The following is a 14,552-nucleotide window of genomic DNA, read 5'->3' on the forward strand; positions in this document are numbered from 1 at the left end:
CCGGTGCGAGACCGGCCGGGCCCCCGCAGCTACTGACTTCTTTACGCAGAGAGAGAGCACGACGACAGCCATGGCTGAGGCTCAGAACATCCCGGTGGGATCGACCACCGCCGGATCGATCGCGGTGGCCGCCGAGTCCACCGTCGCCACCCGCATGAGCGCGCCCCCGTCCTTCGACGTGGCGGACTTCCCGGTCCCGCACGGCCGCGAGGAGGAGTGGCGGTTCACGCCGCTGGAGCGCCTGCGCGGCCTTCACGACGGCAGCGCGGTGGCGGACGGCGGCATCCGTGTCGAGGTGAGCGCCCCCGAGGGCGTCACCCAGGAGACCGTCGGCCGGGACGACGCGCGCGTCGGCAAGGCGGGCAAGCCCGTCGACCGCATCGCCGCCCAGGCGTTCTCGTCCTTCGAGAAGGCCTCGGTCGTGTCCGTCCCCAAGGAGACGGTCCTCACCGAGCCGATCCGCATCGCCGTGCACGGCGAGGGCGGCACCGCCTTCGCGCACCAGGTCATCGAGCTGGGCGCGTTCGCCGAGGCCCTGGTCGTCATCGACCACACCGGTGACGCCGTGCTCGCCGCCAACGTCGACTTCATCGTCGGCGACGGCGCCAAGCTCACCGTCGTCTCCGTCCAGGACTGGGACGACAAGGCGGTGCACGTCGCCCAGCACAACGCGCTGGTCGGCCGCGACGCCTCCTTCAAGTCCGTCGTGGTCACCTTCGGCGGCGACCTGGTCCGGCTGCACCCGCGCGTCAACTACGCGGGCACCGGCGGCGAGGCCGAGCTCTTCGGCCTGTACGTCACGGACGCGGGCCAGCACCAGGAGCACCGCCTCCTGGTCGACCACAACACCCCGCACTGCAAGTCGAACGTCGTCTACAAGGGCGCGCTCCAGGGCGACGACGCCCACGCGGTGTGGATCGGCGACGTCCTCATCGAGGCCGCCGCCGAGGGCACGGACACGTACGAGATGAACCGCAACCTCGTGCTGACCGACGGCGCCCGCGTGGACTCGGTCCCGAACCTGGAGATCGAGACCGGCGAGATCGTCGGCGCGGGCCACGCCTCGGCGACCGGCCGCTTCGACGACGAGCAGCTCTTCTACCTGCAGTCCCGCGGAATCCCGGAGGACGAGGCGCGCCGCCTGGTCGTCCGCGGCTTCTTCGCCGAGCTGGTCCAGCAGATCGGCCTGCCGGACGTCGAGGAGCGCCTCATCGCCAAGATCGAAGAGGAGCTGGAGGCGACGGTCGCATGACCTTCGTACGCGCCTGTGGACTGGGCGAGCTGGAGGAGGACACCCCGAAGCGGGTGGAACTCGACGGCACGCCGGTCTCGGTCGTCCACACCGAGGGTGAGGTGTACGCGATCCACGACATCTGCTCGCACGCGAACGTCTCCCTCTCCGAGGGCGAGGTGGAGGACTGCCAGATCGAGTGCTGGCTGCACGGCTCCGCGTTCGACCTCCGCACCGGCAAGCCGTCCGGCCTCCCCGCGACGCGCCCCGTCCCCGTATACCCCGTAAAGATCGAAGGGGGCGATGTACTCGTTGACGTACACGCCTCCCCTTCCCAGGAGTCCTGAGGCACCCATGGCAACGCTTGAAATCAAGGACCTGCACGTCACCGTCGAGGCCGACAACTCCACCAAGGAGATCCTCAAGGGCGTCGACCTGACCGTGAAGCAGGGCGAGACCCACGCCATCATGGGCCCGAACGGCTCCGGCAAGTCGACGCTCGCCTACTCCATCGCGGGCCACCCCAAGTACACGATCACGCAGGGCACCGTCACCCTCGACGGCGAGGACGTCCTGGAGATGTCCGTCGACGAGCGTGCCCGCGCCGGCATGTTCCTCGCCATGCAGTACCCGGTCGAGGTCCCCGGCGTCTCGGTCTCCAACTTCCTGCGTACGTCGGCGACGGCGATCCGCGGCGAGGCCCCCAAGCTGCGCACCTGGGTGAAGGAGGTCAAGTCCGCGATGGAGCAGCTCCAGATGGACCCGGCCTTCGCCGAGCGCAACGTGAACGAGGGCTTCTCCGGCGGTGAGAAGAAGCGCCACGAGATCCTGCAGATGGAGCTCCTCAAGCCGAAGATCGCGATCCTCGACGAGACGGACTCCGGCCTGGACGTCGACGCCCTGCGCCAGGTCTCGGACGGCGTCAACCGCGTCCGTGAGACGGGCGAGGTCGGCACCCTCCTCATCACGCACTACACGCGCATCCTGCGCTACATCAAGCCCGACTTCGTGCACGTCTTCGCCAACGGCCGCATCGCCGAGTCCGGTGGCGCCGAGCTCGCCGACAAGCTCGAGGCCGAGGGCTACGAGGCCTACACGAAGGGTGGCGCATCCGCGTGACACAGCTGCCGGGCCTCCTCGACACCGAGGCGATCCGCAAGGACTTCCCGATCCTGGATCGCCGGATCCACGACGGCAAGAAGCTCGTGTACCTGGACAACGCGGCGACCTCGCAGACGCCCCGCCAGGTCCTCGACGTACTGAACGAGTACTACGAGCAGCACAACGCCAACGTTCACCGCGGCGTGCACGTCCTCGCCGAGGAGGCCACGGCGCTGTACGAGGGCGCCCGTGACAAGGTCGCGGAGTTCATCAACGCGCCCAGCCGCGACGAGGTGATCTTCACCAAGAACGCCTCGGAGTCGCTCAACCTCGTGGCCAACATGCTCGGTTGGGCCGACGAGCCCTACCGCGTGGACCACGAGACCGAGATCGTCATCACGGAGATGGAGCACCACTCCAACATCGTTCCGTGGCAGCTGCTCTCGCAGCGCACCGGCGCGAAGCTGAAGTGGTTCGGCCTGACCGACGACGGCCGGCTCGACCTCTCCAACATCGACGAGGTCATCACGGAGAAGACGAAGATCGTCTCCTTCGTGCTCGTGTCGAACATCCTGGGCACGCTCAACCCGGTCGAGGCCATCGTGCGCCGCGCCCAGGAGGTCGGCGCGCTCGTCCTGATCGACGCCTCGCAGGCCGCCCCGCACATGCCGCTCGACGTGCAGGCGCTGCAGGCCGACTTCGTGGCCTTCACCGGCCACAAGATGTGCGGTCCGACGGGCATCGGCGTGCTGTGGGGACGCCAGGAACTCCTGGAGGACCTGCCCCCGTTCCTCGGCGGCGGCGAGATGATCGAGACGGTGTCGATGCACTCCTCGACGTACGCCCCCGCGCCGCACAAGTTCGAGGCGGGCACGCCCCCGGTCTCCCAGGCCGTGGGCCTGGGCGCGGCCGTGGACTACCTCTCCGCGATCGGCATGGACAAGATCGCCGCCCATGAGCACGCGATCACCGAGTACGCGGTCAAGCGGCTCCTGGAAGTCCCGGACCTGAAGATCATCGGTCCGTCGACGGCCGAGGACCGCGGTGCCGCGATCTCCTTCACGCTCGGCGACATCCACCCGCACGACGTGGGCCAGGTCCTCGACGAGCAGGGCATCGCGGTCCGCGTGGGTCACCACTGCGCGCGTCCCGTCTGCCTGCGGTACGGAATTCCTGCGACCACGCGAGCGTCGTTCTATCTGTACTCCACGCCCGGCGAGATCGACGCCCTCGTCGACGGCCTGGAGCACGTACGGAACTTCTTCGGCTGAGGGGCTGGCTGGGAACGTGAAGCTGGATTCGATGTACCAGGAAGTCATCCTGGACCACTACAAGCACCCGCACGGGCGTGGTCTGCGTGATGGCGACGCCGAGGTGCACCACGTCAACCCGACGTGCGGTGACGAGATCACCCTGCGCGTGAAGTACGACGGGTCGACCATCGCCGACGTGTCGTACGAGGGCCAGGGCTGCTCGATCAGCCAGGCCAGCGCGTCCGTCCTGAACGACCTCCTGGTCGGCAAGGAGCTCGCCGAGGCGCAGAAGATCCAGGGCGTGTTCCTGGAACTGATGCAGTCCAAGGGCAAGTTGGAGCCGGACGACGCGATGGAGGAGGTCCTGGAGGACGCGGTCGCGTTCGCCGGGGTCTCCAAGTACCCGGCGCGGGTGAAGTGCGCCCTGCTGAGCTGGATGGCGTGGAAGGACGCGACGGCTCAGGCGCTGGGCGAGAACGACGGGGCCGCTGAAAGGAAGACGGCATGAGCGAGAACGAGACCCTGACCACGAAGCCCGCTTCGGAGGAAGAGGTCCGCGAGGCGCTGTACGACGTCGTCGACCCCGAGCTGGGCATCGACGTCGTCAACCTCGGCCTGATCTACGGCATCCACGTCGACGACGCCAACATCGCCACGATCGACATGACGCTCACCTCGGCGGCCTGCCCGCTGACCGACGTCATCGAGGACCAGGCGAAGTCCGCCACGGACGGCATCGTCAACGAGCTGCGGATCAACTGGGTCTGGATGCCCCCGTGGGGCCCGGACAAGATCACGGACGATGGTCGCGAGCAGCTTCGTGCGCTCGGGTTCAACGTCTGAGCCGATCTGTGTCGAAGCCCCCCGGAGGATCCTCCGGGGGGCTTCGTCGTGTTCACGCCGCCGCGTTCAGGGTGTGGGCCAGGCCCTCCTTGCGGATGCGGCGGTCGATGTAGAGCAGGGCCGTCACCAGGGGCAGGAAGACCGCGGCGATCAGTTGGGTGAGGAGGGTGGCGAGCAGGCCGGCCAGGGCGTACAGGCCGGACTGGGAACGGAGTTGGTCCAGGAAGACGGTGGAGGCCGAGGTGCCCGGGGCCACCGGGCGGGGCTCGGGTGCGGTGAACTGCAGTGGCAGCTGGAACACCAGGGACGCGGTCATCACGATCACTCCGGCGAGCAGCGAGATGCCGAACGTGCGCCACCAGGCCCCGCGCACCAGGCGTACCGAGCGGCGCAGGGCCGTCAGCGGGCCCGCCGTCTCCAGGACCGCGGCGGCCGGGGCGAAGGCGAACAGGACGTACAGCCAGGCCGCCAGCGGGAGCACCGCGAGCAGCAGCAGGAAGACCAGGCCGATGGGGATCAGCGACTGCGTCAGCAGGGTGGCGACGAAGGAGAAGACCAGCAGGGCGAACGCGCCCACCGGCAGCATCACGACGAAGGCGAGCACCAGCGTCACGGCCGCCACCGCAGGGGCGCGCGACCAGGCCCTGCGGCACACGGCGCGGACGTCCGTGTCCTTGCCGAGCACCGCCTCGTGCAGCGTGGCCGCGCAGGTGGCCTGCACGAACGAGTTGACGGCGAGGGCGCCGAGCGCGCCGAGCGCCCACATGGAGCCGTACGCGATCAGGATCGGTCCGCCGTGCTCCCAGGAGAAGGCCGCCTGGGTGGCGAGTGCGTCGATGTCGTCGCGCGTGGTGGCGTACGCGATGCCGAACGCGGCGACCATGACGACCGCGAGTACGGCGTAGGCCGCGAGCGCGGGGCCGAACAGCGGCTTCGCGTAGCGCCGCATCGTGGCGAAGGCGCCGCCGAGGACCTGGTCGACGCCGAGCGGCGCCAGGGGTATGACGCCCGGCTTCGGGGGCGGCGGGGGCGGCGGGCCCCACGGGTTCGGGTACCAGCCGTGCGGGTTCTGGTGCTGATGGCGACCGTGCGGGTTCGGATTCCCGCCGTACGGGTCCGGCTGCTGTCCCCACCCCGATGTGTCCGACATTGCTCTGGTGCTCCATGGTTCGCGTCGTACGTCCTGTGGCCCCCCACAGTGATCGCGCCACCCTAACCGGTCCGGCCGGTTGGGGTGTCCCGCTTTACGTACGCCCGTACGCATCGATATGTACACTCGTACGCATGGGATACGCACTGCTGGCCGCGGCCATCGCGGCGGAGGTGGCGGGGACCACCGCCATGAAGTACAGCGAGGGGTTCAGCAGGCTGTGGCCCTCGCTGATCACGGTCGTGGGCTATGTGCTCGCCTTCACGCTGCTCGCGCAGACCCTGAAGACACTCTCCGTGGGGGCCGCCTACGCGATCTGGGCCGGCATCGGCACCGCTGCCGTCGCGGTGATCGGGATGCTGTTCCTGGGGGAGTCGACCAGCGTGGTCAAGGTCGCCGGGATCGCGCTCGTGATCGCGGGCGTCGTCGTGCTCAATCTGGGCGGGGCCCACTGATGGCCCGGCGCTACGACCCCGAGCGGCGGCAGCGGATCATCGACGCGGCGATCCGCGTGGTCGGGAAGAAGGGCATCGGCGGGCTCAGTCACCGCTCCGTCGCCGCCGAGGCCGATGTGCCGCTGGGCTCGACGACGTACCACTTCAAGACGCTCGACGAGCTGATGGTCGCCGCGCTGCGGCAGTCCAACGAGGGCTTCGCCAAGGTGATGGCCGCGGGCCGTGCGTTCGAGGACCCCGACGCCGACCTCGCGGCGGAGCTCGCGCGGATTCTCGGCGAGTGGTTCGCGGGGGAGCGTGCGGGGGTCGAGCTGGAGTACGAGCTCTACCTCGCGGCCCTGCGCAGACCCGCGCTGCGGCCGGTGGCCGCCGAGTGGTGCGCGGGGCTCGCCGAGGTCATCGAGCGGCGCACCGATCCGGTCACCGCGCGCGCCCTCGTCGCCCTGATGGACGGGATCTCCCTTCAGGTGCTGCTCACCGGCGGCGAGTACGACGAGGCGTATGCGCGGGAGGTGCTCAACCGGCTGATGGTGTCGGGCGGTTGAGTGGGGGGAGCGCTGCTGGGGTGGTGCGGGACGTGCCGCTGGCCGTGCCGCTGGCCGTGGCGCTGGGGGGGAGTCTTGTGCTTCGGTGCTTCGGTGCTTCGGTGCTTCGGTGCTTCGGTGCTTCGGTGCTTCGGCGCTCCGGCGCGCCGGGGCCGCTCCGGTCGGTGTGCGCGGTGTGTGTGGTGTGCGCGGTGCTCGCGGGGGCGGCATGGCGGCGGTGGGTGTGCTGTCCTCGGCGTGGGGCGGCCGGATGCGAGTCCGGCTTCTGGATTTCTGTGGGCGGCCGGTCGGGCTTCAAGCCTGGTTTCTGTGGGGCGGTCGGCGGGGCTTGACGCCCGGCCTCTGTGGGGCGGCTGGCGGGGCTTGACGCCCGGCCTCTGTGGGCCGGGCGGTCGGACTCGGAGCCCGGCTCCGGTGGCCCGTCCGACCGGTCGCTGAGACCGGTTCGCCCGCGCGGCGCCCGTCCGGTTAGGTTTCACCCATGACCGACACGAATGCTTCCCGCACCACCGGCGCCGTCGCCGCAGGCCTTGCCACCGTCACCGCCGACGGCACCGTTCTCGACACCTGGTTCCCCGCGCCCGAGCTCGTCGCCGAAGCGGGCCCCGCCGGCTCCGAGCGGCTGAGCGCCGAGCGCGCCGTGGAGCTGCTCGGCGAGGGTGCCGCCAAGGCGATCGGCCCCGACGCCCGCCGCGGTGTGGAGGTCGTCGCCGTCCGTACGGTCATCGCGTCCCTCGACGACAAGCCGCTGGACGCGCACGACGTGTATCTGCGCCTGCACCTGCTCTCGCACCGCCTGGTCAAGCCGCACGGCCAGAACCTGGACGGCATGTTCGGCTTCCTCGCCAACGTCGCCTGGACCTCGCTCGGCCCGGTCGCCGTGGACGACGTCGAGAAGGTGCGGCTGAACGCCCGCGCCGAGGGCCTGCACCTCGCCGTGACGAGCATCGACAAGTTCCCGCGCATGACGGACTACGTCGCGCCCAAGGGCGTCCGCATCGCCGACGCCGACCGCGTCCGGCTCGGCGCGCACCTCGCCGAGGGCACCACGGTCATGCACGAGGGCTTCGTGAACTTCAACGCCGGCACGCTCGGCACGTCCATGGTCGAGGGCCGCATCTCCGCGGGCGTCGTCGTGGGCGACGGCTCGGACATCGGCGGCGGCGCCTCCACCATGGGCACCCTGTCCGGCGGCGGCAACGTCCGCATCGTCATCGGCGAGCGCTGCCTGGTCGGCGCCGAGGCGGGCGTCGGCATCGCGCTCGGCGACGAGTGCGTCGTCGAGGCCGGTCTGTACGTCACCGCGGGCACCCGCGTCACGATGCCCGACGGACAGATCGTCAAGGCCCGTGAGCTCTCCGGCGCCTCGAACATCCTCTTCCGCCGCAACTCGGTCACGGGCACGGTGGAGGCCCGCCCGAACAACGCGGTCTGGGGCGGCCTCAACGAGGTCCTGCACAGCCACAACTGACCGTGGGCGGCCGACTTGCGGCTGCCCGCCCGATGGTCATTGTTGAGCGCCCTTCCACGGCCCGAGGACGGCCTGGGAAGGGCGCTCGTACGCTGGCACCGGATCATCTCCGCTCGAACCCCGTAGTCGCGGGTTGTGGCCGTCACCTGGTCGAGTGGTCACGTGACCGGCACCGCCCGGCCTTTGGCCGGAGAATCAGCCCCGGATCCCCGTCGCTCCTCGGCCCGCGGGGGCCCCACGGCATCACGACTCCTCGTAGGCTGCGGCCCTGCCATGCCCGTGCAACGTAGGTGAAGCGTGAACTCCATGTGCGGCGCTCTCCGCCCACGCCTACGGACTGCCTGTTCGAAGGAACGGAATGAGAATCACCAGGCGACTGGACACTCCGGCCGAGGGGTGCATCAACGATGCGAACTGCCCCGCCGTCTTCTCCCTCTCGACCGGGGACGTCGCGTTCATCGGAGCCGAGGCCTCCGCCGCTGTCCACGCAGCACTTCCCGCTGGTTCCGGTGTGGGCGAAGGGGAGAGGCTCGTGGTGGTTCCGCGAGCGGTCCTCATGAGCGCGGGGTGGGTCCCGCCGACCGGTTGATCCCTCAGCGCGGTTCGGCGAGACCGTCCACGTCGGACCGCGCTCCCATCCTCATCAGCTGGCGCTGGTAAGCCAGTTCGCACAGGTCGTAGAACTCGCGCATATCGCCCCTGTGCGGCGTGGAAATGTCGCGTGGGACGCGGGTCCTCTCCCAGAAGTCACGGATTTTCGTGCTGCTGAAGGTGTGGCACAGGGAATCGACGACTTCGGCCTCGCTGTAGTAGCCGACTTCGTAACACATGCACGTGTACGAGATGATTAAGTTCGCGTACATGTATTGTTTCTGCAGTTCTTCGGTGACATCGGGGCCATAACCCGGCCACACGGCCATGAGGATAGGATCATCGATCGCCATCTGCAGCAAATGGCGATGTTGTCCCCGAACCGTCGCCTCGGCGACCCGTCGGCTGGTTTCGTGCTGGTTCTCCGCCACTCCGCGCTGCAGTGAGAGTTCCGTCCTCTGGGCTTCGAGCGCCTCGCGCTGCATGCGGGCCTCTTCGCCTTGTCGGTGAAAAGTCCTCGCGATGTAGACCAGCACCACCACGGACGAGGCGGCTGCTGCTGCTCCGAATGCCTCGCCCGCGTAACCGGTCTCTGCGGATTGAATTCTGGTGAAGCTCGTCAGGAACATGGTGAGTCCCACGGTGCTCACGCAGGACGTCATGACGACGGCAAGCATGATCAATACCTCGCGAACGAGGCGAGACCGTGCCATGGCACCCCCGATGAACGACCCATATGCCGGGCTGGCATATTCTTTGATCCGCAGAAATTTTCCCCCTGGCGTGTTCCGTGAAAACGAGGGGAGCGGAGCAGGGAGGGCGCATCGAGGCATGAGCGCCGGTACTGCGCCCCGGGAATGCGTGAATCCACTTCATTGGAGCGCGTATCGGGGCGGTAGGCAACGGTGGGAATTCTCTGTGTCCATTGGGAAAGTTCGTGAGGCGTCGGGCGTCCGGCGCCGTCCGGGCGATTCCTGAAGGCAGGCATAGCGGGGGAGCGTCGCGCGCGTCATCAGGGGTGGTAGGGCGCGTGCGGCGCGGCGACGAGAAGAGGGGTGGCGATGGATGCCGAGAGCGAGACAAGGTTCCGGGAGTTCGTGGAGACGAGATCGTCGGCTCTGTTGAAGACCGCCGTCCTGCTCTCCGGGGGTGACCGGCACGCGGCGGAGGATCTGCTGCAGAGTGCGCTCGTCAAGGCCGCGGGGCGGTGGCAGCGGATCGACGAGCCGGAGGCGTACGTCCGGCGGATCCTGTACCGGCAGCAGGTCAGCCGGTGGCGGCTGAAGTGGCCGCGGCGTGAACTGGCCGTCGCCGAGCCGCCGGAGAGCGCCGACTCCAAGGACGGCGCGTCCGCCGCCGAGCTGCGGATCGTGATGCGCGGGGCGCTCGCCAGGCTCACCGCGCGCCAGCGCACCGTCCTCGTGCTCCGCTACTTCGAGGACCTGCCCGAGGCGGACGTGGCCCGGATCCTCGGCTGCTCCGTCGGGACCGTCCGCAGCACCACCCACCGGTCCCTCGCCAAGCTGCGCGCCCTCGCGCCCGAACTCGCGGCGCTCACGGGGCCCGGGACCGCCGCGCCCGAATCGCCCGCCGGTGGCATCTCTCCCCTGGAGGTCCGTCCATGAACGTCGACGATCTGGTCCGTGACGCCCTCCGCGCGCAGGCCGCCGACACGGCGCCCGTGCCCGGCGGGTTCGCCGACCGTGTGCTCGCGGCCCGCAGACGCCGCACCAGGCGCGGCCTGCTCGGCGCCGCCGCCGTCACGGCCGTGGCGGTCGCCGCCGCGGTGGCCGTGCCCGTCCTCGACGGCTCGGGCAAGGAGGACGTGCGGCCCGCGAGCCAGACGCGGACCGCGGACGTCATCGCCCACCCCGACCAGTCGCCGCCCCGCGACCTGATCGCGGCGGGCAACACGGCGCTCGCCGGGTACACCACCGGCAAGCGCGTCAAGCTGGACAACGGGGACGAGCTCTTCAGGCGGACGTTCTGGCTGCTCGACCAGAAGACCGGCACGTACGAGAAGGCCGACAAGCGGTGGGCCTGGATCGATGTCGCGCCCGGCATGCGCACCGCCGCCGTCCTCGAGGGCGAACTGCCCGCCCGGCGCATCGGGTTGCTGAACCTGCTCACCGGAGAGGTCGAGCGGTGGATCCCGGTGGACCACCCCGTCGCGGGCGTCGAGTGGTCACCGGACGGCAGCCGCCTCAGCGCGACCGCCTACAGCAAGAACCCCGACCGGATGATCGACCTGCCCAACGACATGCCGGGCAACGGACCCCAGCGGCACGGCAGCCGTACCGGATTCATGATCGTCGACGTGGCCTCCGGGAAGGTGGGGCCCTTCCGCGCGCTGCCGCAGAAGGCGCCGGACAACGAGTTCGGGTTCTTCGACGGCAATCCGCGCGAGGACCTGCGGTGGAGCCACGACGGCACGCTGTTGTACGAGCAGTTGCCCGCGGGTGCCGACGGCGAGAACCGGAACTGGTACACGCAGGACGGGCGGAAGACGAAGGCTCCCGCCCGTGAGCAGCACGCCAGTTGGCCCGAGGCCGGGCTCTCGCCCGACGGCAAACTGCTCGCCGGTGAGGGCAACAGCACGGGCTCCGCGCTCCACGACCCGGTCACCGGCAAGCAGATCGACAAGGTGCCGGGGCAGCAACTCCTCGCCTGGGCCGACAACAGGCGGATCATCGCCTGGGGCTGCGATCCGAAGAAGTGCAGCGGCAAGGGCGAGTTCCGCAACCAACTGCTGCTCGTCACCGTCGGCAGCAAGAAGGCCGTCCCGCTGAGCGACTTCCGCAAGGCGTCGGACGACCACCCCGGGCGCTGGACCCCGCTGTTCGCGGACCGCTAGCCGAGCGGTCGGCCCGCCGTGTCCCGTGCGCACAGCGCCTCGTACGCGGCACGCGGCCCGTCGGTCGCCTCGCGGCCGGCGGGCCGCAGCGGCGCCCGCACCGGGCCCGCGGGCAGGCCGAGTTCACCGAGCAGCGCCTTCGCCGTGACCGTGCCGGGCAGGCCCGAGGCCATCGTCAGCTCGATCAGCGGGGTGGCGGCCAGCTGACCCCGGCGCCGCCGCCGTGTCGCCCGCGGCGAACGCGTCGAGGACCGCCCGCAGGTGACCGGGGATCGCGTTCGACGCCGTGCTGACGTACCCCGCGCCGCCCACCGCGTACAGCGCCAGGTTGAACTCGTCGCAGCCCGCGTGGTACGCCAACTCCGTGCGGGAGATGACCTTCTGGCTGCCGAGGATGTCGTAGGCGCAGTCCTTCACGCCGACGACCCGGGGGTGGTCCGCGCGACGCAGGATCGTCTCCGGCGCGATGCGGGTGCCGGTACGGCCCGGAATGTCGTACAGGAGCACGGGGAGCCCGCAGCCGTCGGCGACCGCGCGGAAGTGCGCCTCGACGGCGTCCTGCGGCGGCTTGCTGGAGTACGGCGTGACCACCAACAGGCCGTCGGCGCCCGCCTTTTCGGCCGCGAGGGCCTGCTCGACGCAGAGCCGGGTGTCGTTGCTGCCGACGCCCGCGACGACGGACGCGCGGCCGGTGACCGCGTCGGCCACGGCCCGCACGAGCGCGGCCTTCTCGGTGTCGGACGTGGTGGGCGACTCACCGGTCGTGCCGGACAGGACGAGGCCCTCGCAGCCGCCGGTCACCAGGTGGTCGGCAAGGCGCTGTGCGCCGTCGAGGCCGAGGGCGCCCGTGTCCGTGAAGGGCGTGATCATCGCGCACCGGGCGCGGCCGAAAGGGGCGGGAGGCCGGGAGGTCGCGGAGTCCATGGAGGAAGTCTCGGCGCGGCATCACTGAAGCTCCACTTAATTCTCCTGCGGAGTGGAGTGTGGAAACGCTAAGAGGTGGGGGCGGGCGCGCGGATGAGTCGGTGCAGGCACTGGTGCCAACTCGCCCTTGTATGGGCCACCATGGCGGGACAGTCGGTCCCTAGGAGGCGTCATGAGGCTCGGCAAGGCACTCGCCACCGGTATCGCCGAAGAGCAGCCGCTGCGCGACGAGCAGTCGCAGGAGTACGGGGCGTCCGTGCCCGAACCCGGCCCGCGGGCCACGGAGTCGGTCGAGGAGCCCCTGCCGGTCGAGGCCGCGGCGACCCGATGAGGCTGCGGCTCCCCGAGGAACGCCCGAAGGAGCCGCCGACCGGATACAAGATCGCCCGCCCGGTGCTGTCCCAGGACGGCACCCGGGCCGGGTTCACCGGCGTCTCCCTCGGCGCGGGCCTGCCGTACGGAGTGCTCGACGAGGCGGGCTGCGTGTACGGCAGGCGGCACCGCGCCCCGCACCGCCGCTGCGACTGCGGCTTCCACTGCGTGCACGACCGCGCCACCGCGGCGGGGCTCCTGTGCACCGCGGAGCACCGCAAGGCCGCGCTGCTCGAAGTGACGGTGCTCGGCGCGTACATCCGCTTCGAACGTGGCTTCCGGTACGCCAGGCAGCGGGTGCGCACCGCGACGGTGCCGCCCTGCGACTGCGGCACGGCGGCCTCGCTGCTCGCGGACGGCGGGTGGGGCAGGCCGGGATGGTGGGGCGTCGAGTCGGCGTGCGAGCGGTGCAGGGGCACGCGCCCCGCCGTGCCCGTCGCGGAGTTCGCGCGGCTGGCGGGGGAGGGGCTGAGGGTCGTGGCGGCCGCGCCCGCGGTGTCCGCGGGCGGTCTGCCGGGGCTCGGGATGCCCGAGCTGATGGCCGAGGCGGCGCTGCTGCAGGCGCGACTCGACTGGTTCCAGAGCGAGTTGGGCCGCATCACCAAGGACGACGATCGGGGGTAGCGCGGCCGGGGCGGTGCCCGGCGGGCCGTCCGGCATGATCGACACCCCGTGGTTCGACGGGGTCGAGGGCGTCGAGGAGTCCATGGCGGCGGTGGCGGGCCGGCCGCCGCTGGGCCGTGTGGGGCGGCCCGAGGACATCGCCGACGCGGTGGCCGACCTCGCCGACCCCTCGTACAACACGGGGGAAGCGCTGCTCGTCGACGGCGGCGGCCACCTGTTGCGAGTCTCGGTCCCCCGTCGCCTGGCCCGCGTTGACGGGGACCTGCGCCCGGAGCAAGCTCGGCCCATGGCCACGACGCAGCATCATCCGTACGCGCGCTACGTCGCGATCGGCGACAGTCAGACGGAGGGGGTCGGGGACGGCGACGAACACCGCGGCTACCGCGGCTGGGCCGATCGGCTCGCCGAGATCCTGGCCGCGGACCACCCGGACTTCACGTACGCCAACCTCGCCGTGCGCGGGAGCCTGACGGCGCGGATCAAGGCGGAGCAGCTGGGGCCCGCCCTCGCGCTCAAGCCGGACCTCGTGACCGTCATGGCGGGCATGAACGACCTGGTGAGGCCGGGCTTCGACGCCGCGCGGGTGGCCGCCGACGTCGAGGAGATGTTCACCGAGCTCACCGGGGCGGGCGCGCGCGTGGCCACCGTGACCTTCCCGGACATCGGGCGGATCTCCCCGCTCGCGCGGCGCGCGCTGCCCCGCGTCCTGGACCTGAACGCCCGCATCCGCGCGGCCGCCGACCGGCACGGCGTGATCGTGTTCGACACGTTCCCGCACCGCATCACCACCGACCCGCGGCTGTGGAGCGGCGACCGCATGCACGCGAGCCCGCTCGGGCACGCCAGGATCGCCGCGGGGATGGCGGACGCGCTCGGCCTGTCCGGGCACGACAACTGGCTGAGCCCGCTGCCGCCGCTGGCCCCGGTCTCCGTGCTCGGCGCGGCGGTGGCGGAGGCGCGCTGGTTCGCGGGGTTCATGGGGCCGTGGATCTGGCGGCGGGTGCGGGGGCGCTCCTCGGGGGACGGGCGGGCGGCCAAGCGCCCCGCCCTTACGGCGGTGACCGCACCGGATCACGAACGGGCTTGACCTGAAGCATGGTTGAGGTCGGAACGTGGTGCGTGCACGGAGCGGATGCCG

At 70.7% G+C, this 14,552-nt stretch carries 16 protein-coding genes and 2 pseudogenes; 15 read left to right on the plus strand and 3 right to left on the minus strand.

Annotation, left to right across the window (positions count from 1 at the left end; all coding sequences use genetic code 11):
- The first annotated feature begins 70 nt into the window (after positions 1–70).
- From sufD to ACZ4D5_RS07270, 6 genes are read left to right on the plus strand one after another with little or no spacing between them, the layout of a single operon-like run.
- Entirely contained in the window at positions 71–1,252 is a 1,182-nt protein-coding gene (gene sufD / locus ACZ4D5_RS07245; RefSeq protein WP_467771318.1) for a Fe-S cluster assembly protein SufD, read from the plus strand.
- Positions 1,249–1,578, plus strand: a complete 330-nt coding sequence (locus ACZ4D5_RS07250; protein ID WP_467771319.1) for a bifunctional 3-phenylpropionate/cinnamic acid dioxygenase ferredoxin subunit — start codon at positions 1,249–1,251, stop codon at positions 1,576–1,578. Before sufD ends, ACZ4D5_RS07250 begins: the two co-directional genes overlap by 4 nt.
- 7 nt (positions 1,579–1,585) lie before the next feature.
- The gene (gene sufC / locus ACZ4D5_RS07255; protein WP_030784213.1) at positions 1,586–2,350 is read left to right on the plus strand and encodes a Fe-S cluster assembly ATPase SufC; all 765 of its coding nucleotides are present in this window, start codon (positions 1,586–1,588) and stop codon (positions 2,348–2,350) included.
- Complete coding sequence (locus ACZ4D5_RS07260) at positions 2,347–3,603, plus strand: cysteine desulfurase (RefSeq protein ID WP_467771320.1); 1,257 nt, start codon at positions 2,347–2,349, stop codon at positions 3,601–3,603. Before sufC ends, ACZ4D5_RS07260 begins: the two co-directional genes overlap by 4 nt.
- Before the next feature lie 16 nt (positions 3,604–3,619).
- Positions 3,620–4,093, plus strand: coding sequence for a Fe-S cluster assembly sulfur transfer protein SufU (gene sufU, locus ACZ4D5_RS07265; RefSeq protein WP_467771321.1), 474 nt, complete (start codon positions 3,620–3,622; stop codon positions 4,091–4,093).
- On the plus strand, positions 4,090–4,428 hold the full coding sequence (locus ACZ4D5_RS07270) for a metal-sulfur cluster assembly factor (RefSeq protein ID WP_030687191.1): 339 nt from the start codon (positions 4,090–4,092) through the stop codon (positions 4,426–4,428). Before sufU ends, ACZ4D5_RS07270 begins: the two co-directional genes overlap by 4 nt.
- Before the next feature lie 52 nt (positions 4,429–4,480).
- Here the strand turns inward: ACZ4D5_RS07270 and ACZ4D5_RS07275 are convergent, their stop codons facing one another.
- A complete protein-coding gene (locus ACZ4D5_RS07275) occupies positions 4,481–5,578 on the minus strand; it encodes a DUF7847 domain-containing protein (protein WP_467771322.1) in 1,098 nt (365 codons plus the stop codon).
- A gap of 134 nt (positions 5,579–5,712) precedes the next feature.
- On the opposite strand from ACZ4D5_RS07275, the gene ACZ4D5_RS07280 reads away from it, so the two are divergent.
- The 3 genes from ACZ4D5_RS07280 (at position 5,713) to dapD (ending at position 8,049) form a co-directional block, all read left to right on the plus strand.
- Positions 5,713–6,033: a DMT family transporter gene (locus ACZ4D5_RS07280; protein ID WP_467771323.1), complete on the plus strand. Its 321-nt coding sequence runs from the start codon at positions 5,713–5,715 to the stop codon at positions 6,031–6,033.
- Positions 6,033–6,578 carry a TetR/AcrR family transcriptional regulator gene (locus ACZ4D5_RS07285; RefSeq protein WP_467771324.1) on the plus strand — a complete coding sequence of 182 codons (546 nt, stop codon included), beginning with the start codon at positions 6,033–6,035 and terminating at the stop codon, positions 6,576–6,578. Before ACZ4D5_RS07280 ends, ACZ4D5_RS07285 begins: the two co-directional genes overlap by 1 nt.
- A gap of 481 nt (positions 6,579–7,059) precedes the next feature.
- Complete coding sequence (gene dapD / locus ACZ4D5_RS07290) at positions 7,060–8,049, plus strand: 2,3,4,5-tetrahydropyridine-2,6-dicarboxylate N-succinyltransferase (RefSeq protein ID WP_467771325.1); 990 nt, start codon at positions 7,060–7,062, stop codon at positions 8,047–8,049.
- Between the two features lie 593 nt (positions 8,050–8,642).
- Here the strand turns inward: dapD and ACZ4D5_RS07295 are convergent.
- On the minus strand, positions 8,643–9,317 hold the full coding sequence (locus ACZ4D5_RS07295) for a DUF6082 family protein (protein WP_467771326.1): 675 nt from the start codon (positions 9,315–9,317) through the stop codon (positions 8,643–8,645).
- 384 nt (positions 9,318–9,701) lie between these two features.
- Here ACZ4D5_RS07295 and ACZ4D5_RS07300 point away from each other — a divergent pair, with 384 nt between their 5' ends.
- Positions 9,702–10,265 (plus strand): SigE family RNA polymerase sigma factor, encoded by a 564-nt coding sequence (locus tag ACZ4D5_RS07300; RefSeq protein ID WP_467771327.1) that lies wholly within the window; start codon positions 9,702–9,704, stop codon positions 10,263–10,265.
- Positions 10,262–11,494, plus strand: a complete 1,233-nt coding sequence (locus tag ACZ4D5_RS07305) for a WD40 repeat domain-containing protein (protein WP_467771328.1) — start codon at positions 10,262–10,264, stop codon at positions 11,492–11,494. The genes ACZ4D5_RS07300 and ACZ4D5_RS07305 overlap by 4 nt, the downstream gene beginning before the upstream one ends.
- Here the strand turns inward: ACZ4D5_RS07305 and ACZ4D5_RS07310 are convergent.
- A pseudogene (locus ACZ4D5_RS07310) lies at positions 11,491–12,418 on the minus strand (4-hydroxy-tetrahydrodipicolinate synthase family protein). The gene ACZ4D5_RS07305 and the pseudogene ACZ4D5_RS07310 sit on opposite strands and share 4 nt — an antisense overlap.
- 172 nt (positions 12,419–12,590) lie before the next feature.
- Here ACZ4D5_RS07310 and ACZ4D5_RS07315 point away from each other — a divergent pair.
- From ACZ4D5_RS07315 to ACZ4D5_RS07330, 4 genes and pseudogenes are all read left to right on the plus strand, one after another.
- Complete coding sequence (locus ACZ4D5_RS07315; RefSeq protein ID WP_467771329.1) at positions 12,591–12,749, plus strand: hypothetical protein; 159 nt, start codon at positions 12,591–12,593, stop codon at positions 12,747–12,749.
- Complete coding sequence (locus tag ACZ4D5_RS07320; protein ID WP_467771330.1) at positions 12,746–13,414, plus strand: hypothetical protein; 669 nt, start codon at positions 12,746–12,748, stop codon at positions 13,412–13,414. The genes ACZ4D5_RS07315 and ACZ4D5_RS07320 overlap by 4 nt, the downstream gene beginning before the upstream one ends.
- A gap of 34 nt (positions 13,415–13,448) precedes the next feature.
- Positions 13,449–13,616 (plus strand): annotated as a pseudogene (locus ACZ4D5_RS07325) (SDR family oxidoreductase); the annotation flags it as partial.
- 84 nt (positions 13,617–13,700) lie between these two features.
- Positions 13,701–14,501 (plus strand): SGNH/GDSL hydrolase family protein, encoded by an 801-nt coding sequence (locus ACZ4D5_RS07330; RefSeq protein ID WP_467771506.1) that lies wholly within the window; start codon positions 13,701–13,703, stop codon positions 14,499–14,501.
- Positions 14,502–14,552 lie beyond the last annotated feature (51 nt).

It is taken from the genome of Streptomyces sp. NPDC025651 (assembly GCF_055558735.1).

What these genes read in the sequence shown, in the direction of transcription:
- dapD (WP_467771325.1), top strand. Translation starts at nt 7,060, where the DNA reads ATGACCGACACGAATGCTTCCCGCACCACCGGCGCCGTCGCCGCAGGC.
- ACZ4D5_RS07280 (WP_467771323.1), top strand. Translation starts at nt 5,713, where the DNA reads ATGGGATACGCACTGCTGGCCGCGGCCATCGCGGCGGAGGTGGCGGGG.
- ACZ4D5_RS07300 (WP_467771327.1), top strand. Translation starts at nt 9,702, where the DNA reads ATGGATGCCGAGAGCGAGACAAGGTTCCGGGAGTTCGTGGAGACGAGA.
- ACZ4D5_RS07285 (WP_467771324.1), top strand. Translation starts at nt 6,033, where the DNA reads ATGGCCCGGCGCTACGACCCCGAGCGGCGGCAGCGGATCATCGACGCG.
- ACZ4D5_RS07305 (WP_467771328.1), top strand. Translation starts at nt 10,262, where the DNA reads ATGAACGTCGACGATCTGGTCCGTGACGCCCTCCGCGCGCAGGCCGCC.
- sufC (WP_030784213.1), top strand. Translation starts at nt 1,586, where the DNA reads ATGGCAACGCTTGAAATCAAGGACCTGCACGTCACCGTCGAGGCCGAC.
- ACZ4D5_RS07250 (WP_467771319.1), top strand. Translation starts at nt 1,249, where the DNA reads ATGACCTTCGTACGCGCCTGTGGACTGGGCGAGCTGGAGGAGGACACC.
- ACZ4D5_RS07270 (WP_030687191.1), top strand. Translation starts at nt 4,090, where the DNA reads ATGAGCGAGAACGAGACCCTGACCACGAAGCCCGCTTCGGAGGAAGAG.
- ACZ4D5_RS07315 (WP_467771329.1), top strand. Translation starts at nt 12,591, where the DNA reads ATGAGGCTCGGCAAGGCACTCGCCACCGGTATCGCCGAAGAGCAGCCG.
- ACZ4D5_RS07330 (WP_467771506.1), top strand. Translation starts at nt 13,701, where the DNA reads ATGGCCACGACGCAGCATCATCCGTACGCGCGCTACGTCGCGATCGGC.
- sufD (WP_467771318.1), top strand. Translation starts at nt 71, where the DNA reads ATGGCTGAGGCTCAGAACATCCCGGTGGGATCGACCACCGCCGGATCG.
- ACZ4D5_RS07295 (WP_467771326.1), bottom strand. Translation starts at nt 9,317, where the DNA reads ATGCTTGCCGTCGTCATGACGTCCTGCGTGAGCACCGTGGGACTCACC.
- ACZ4D5_RS07275 (WP_467771322.1), bottom strand. Translation starts at nt 5,578, where the DNA reads ATGTCGGACACATCGGGGTGGGGACAGCAGCCGGACCCGTACGGCGGG.
- ACZ4D5_RS07320 (WP_467771330.1), top strand. Translation starts at nt 12,746, where the DNA reads ATGAGGCTGCGGCTCCCCGAGGAACGCCCGAAGGAGCCGCCGACCGGA.